General features: G+C 71.1%; 2 protein-coding genes and 2 pseudogenes. 2 read left to right on the forward strand and 2 right to left on the reverse strand.

Annotated features, from left to right (window positions below; translation table 11 throughout):
• Nucleotides 1-133: 133 nt before the first annotated feature.
• Together ON39_RS31405 and ON39_RS50890 are read left to right on the forward strand one after the other, a co-directional pair.
• On the forward strand, nt 134-1,072 hold the full coding sequence (locus ON39_RS31405) for a molybdopterin-dependent oxidoreductase (protein ID WP_051187376.1): 939 nt from the start codon (nt 134-136) through the stop codon (nt 1,070-1,072).
• A gap of 760 nt (nt 1,073-1,832) precedes the next feature.
• A pseudogene (locus tag ON39_RS50890) lies at nt 1,833-1,919 on the forward strand (TlpA family protein disulfide reductase); the annotation flags it as partial.
• A 201-nt stretch (nt 1,920-2,120) separates the two neighbouring features.
• Here the strand turns inward: ON39_RS50890 and ON39_RS31410 are convergent.
• Together ON39_RS31410 and ON39_RS31415 are read right to left on the reverse strand one after the other, a co-directional pair.
• Entirely contained in the window at nt 2,121-2,939 is an 819-nt protein-coding gene (locus ON39_RS31410) for a MerR family transcriptional regulator (RefSeq protein WP_040739674.1), read from the reverse strand.
• Nucleotides 2,940-2,981: 42 nt separating this feature from the next.
• Nucleotides 2,982-3,311, reverse strand: a pseudogene (locus ON39_RS31415) (TPM domain-containing protein); the annotation flags it as partial.

The following is a 3,311-nucleotide window of genomic DNA, read 5'->3' on the forward strand; positions in this document are numbered from 1 at the left end:
CAGCACGATCTGGATCGCAAGCACGACAACGACATTCGCCGGATCGGCCCGATGGGTGCGCTGGGCGTCGTGCCACGCGACGGGCTCGAGGACGAGCCGGGTTTGTCGCCGCTGGGTCACCGCCGCGCGGCGCATGTACGTCGCCGACGTCACTCTGCGCCCGCCCCGGATCGATCCGGCGCACTGGCGGCTGTCCGTCACCGGCAAGGTCGCGCACCCGCTGCGCCTGTCCCTGGCCGAATTGGCCGAGGACGCCGTGGAATTCGACGCCGTCATGGTGTGCGTGCACAACCAGCCCGGCGAGGGGCGCGCGGCCAACGGCCGCTGGTACGGGGTGCCCCTGGCCGACCTGCTGAAGCACGCCATCCCCGAATCCGACGCCACCCGCCTGGTCACCAGGGCCGTCGACGGCTACACCATCTCACTGCCGGTCGAGCCGCTGCGCTCCGGCGAGTGGCCCGGCTACGTGGTGATCGGCATGAACGGCGAACCCCTCACCCCCGCCCACGGTTTCCCCGCCCGCGTCTTCGTCCCCGGCCTCTACGGTCAGTACACCGGCGCGAAATGGCTTGGGCAGCTGGAGCTTACCGACGACACGCACGTCGACTACTGGTGGCGGCGCGGGTGGCCCGCCGGACCGCTGTGGGTGACACCGCAGGCCAGGATTGATGTGATCGTGCCTGGCAGGGGCGATGCCGGCGAGCGGGGAGGTGCCGAGGCGGCCGCGTCGAGTCGCGATGACGTGGCCCTCTCGCGCGGCGGTGGCGTGGCTGTGCCCGGCCGCGGCGGCGCGCGCACCTTCACGGTCGCCGGGGTCGCGTGGGCTCCACCGCACGGCGTCGCGGGCGTCGAGGTGCGCGTCGACGAAGGTGACTGGCGCCCAGTCGATCTCAGCACCGAGCTGGCCCCTGCTGCGTGGCGGCGTTGGCGACTGGCGGTAGAACTGGCACCCGGTGAACACCAGGTGCAGGCCAGGGCGATCAGTCGGTCGGGCGAGGTCCAGGAAGGTCGCCATCGCCCGTCGTTCCCCACCGGCCCCTCCGGCTTCCACACCCGCACGGTTCACGCCTGACGTAGGAAGCCATCTCGGCGCGCCGAGCATCTGCGGCAGTCTGCCCGATATTCCCAGGGTGACGCGCTCGCCCTTGGGTGTGGTGATAGGAGCGCGCCTGGGTGTGTAGACGTGCCCGCGTCGGGGGAAGGTGATGTGTTGGCGCCGGGGGCGGGCGGCCGTGCCGAGGCAGGTGAATTAGCCGTGCCGGCTCGCAGCGGTCCGGCTCCGGCGCTTCGGTGTGCCACGACCAGGGAAGGACCGCAGCGACTCACGGTCGCCGGGGCGCGTAGGCACCCGCGCGACGTAGTGGGTGTCGAGGTGCGCGACGACTATGTGTAGCAACGGGTTTCGGCGCAGCGGCATCGAGGCGTGCACCGACGAGGGGCAACGTCGGCTCGCAGCGCCCCGGGCACGGCGCTTCGGCGTGCCACGACCAAGGAAGGGCCGCGGCGACTCGCGCCAGCCTGCGCTGCTGCGCTACCTGGGGCCCGTGGCCTGTCGCGGCGGGTGGTCACCGAGCGACACGCGTTCCGCAGCGCGATGATTCCGATCGTCACCGTGGCGCGCACCTTCACGGTCGCCGGGGCGTGTGGGCACCCGCGTGACGTAGCGGGTGTCGAGGTGCGCGAAAACGTTGTGTAGCAACGGGACTCGGCGCAGCGGCATCGGGTCGTGCACCGTCGAGGGGCGACGCCGGCGCGCAGGGGAGAGATCGTCGGAGGCGCCGCCGTATCGAGTCCGCAGAGCCGGTTGAGACTGGCCGCCGCGCTCGCGGACGCCCGCGCTACTGAACCTGTGGGCGTACTGGTGCGGGCTATGCGCCAAGGAATCGCCGTACTTGCAGCAGTTCACCCAGCGCGCCGGCGTGTGACCCCTTACTACAGCCGGGCTGGCTCCCTGGCCTTACCAAACTGCTGGCCCACGGCAAGTTCCGGCACCTGCCCACCACGCAGGGGCACAAGCACCGTCAGCACCACGAGCGGGCCGAGTACGACGGCGTGGACGTGCGCCATCGGCTCGCCTCGCAAACACTGTGGCTCAGCCGCGGTTGGCGGCGCGCTATGGACTACTTCGGCGAGATCGGCTCCTGGAGCTCGGTTACCCATCCGGCGGGGTCTTCGGTGTGGACCAGGGTCACCTCGCGGCTGGTGCCGCTGAGACGGTAGCCGTTCTCGTCCACCCAGCGGCCGAGGGCCTGCCAGGGTTCGAGGACCTCGTTCATGCTGCCGCGGTGAATGATGGTGGCGGCCTGGGGAATCGCGGGCAGGTCGACAACGGCGAAGTCGTGCGCGTCGGCTGGGTCGAGGTCGACCGGCATGGCGGCGTGGGCGAGGACTGAGCCGTCCTCGCGCTCGTCGTAGTACGCGATGCCGTGGCCGACGATCGGTACGCCCGCCTTCTCCAGTCGCAGGCAGATGTCCTCGAACAGCGGACCGATCACCGGGCCGATCGACTCCGGCTCGAAACTCGCCGCGACAGCGGACAATTCGGCTACCCGGACGGCGGGCAGGGACTTGAGGATCACATCGTGGGCAGGCATGGCGCCCTCCTTCTCGATGATGCGGAGCCTCGCCTCGACCTGCGCGAGCCTGGCGCGGTCGCTCGCGATGCGCTGCTCGAGCTCGGCGCGGCGCAGCGTGAGCATGCCGCGCAGCTCCGCGCCGCTGACCTGGTCGTCCAGGATCCGGCCGACCTGCTCGAGCGTGAAGCCGAGTTCCTTCAGCGCGACAAGGCGATTGAGCCGGGCCAGCTGCGCGCCGGAGTAGAAGCGGTAGCCGCTCTGCCCGTCGACCCGGTCCGGGCGCAGCAGCCCGATCGCGTCGTAGTGGCGCAGCATGCGCACCGACACCTGTCCGTGTCTGGCGAAGTCTCCGATGGTGAACATGACGACTCCTGGTCTACGACCTCACACGGTGTCAGGGTCAACTCAGAACCGGCCGCCGCGGCTGATCCGCCGGGAACCGGACGAACCGCCGTAGGAGCCCGCGCCCCAACCGCCCGACCCGGATCGATAGCCGCCGCTCGCGGCCCCGCGCAGCAGCCCGTCGATCAGGATGCCGCCGAGCACCGCGCCCGCCTGCGACGTGCCCGACACCGGTTGCGCCGCCTCCCAGGCCCGCACGCTGGCCTGTGCGGCCTGCAGCGCGCGCCCGGCGAGGTCGGCGGCGGACTGCGCACTGGTCATGGCCCGCGCGGGATCGGTGCCGCTGAGCTGTTGTGCCGCATCGAGATTGCGTTGTGCCTCGGACAGGCGAGT

Origin of the sequence: Nocardia tenerifensis NBRC 101015 (assembly GCF_000308715.1) — a bacterium.
GTDB classification, from domain to species: Bacteria; Actinomycetota; Actinomycetes; order Mycobacteriales; family Mycobacteriaceae; genus Nocardia; species Nocardia tenerifensis.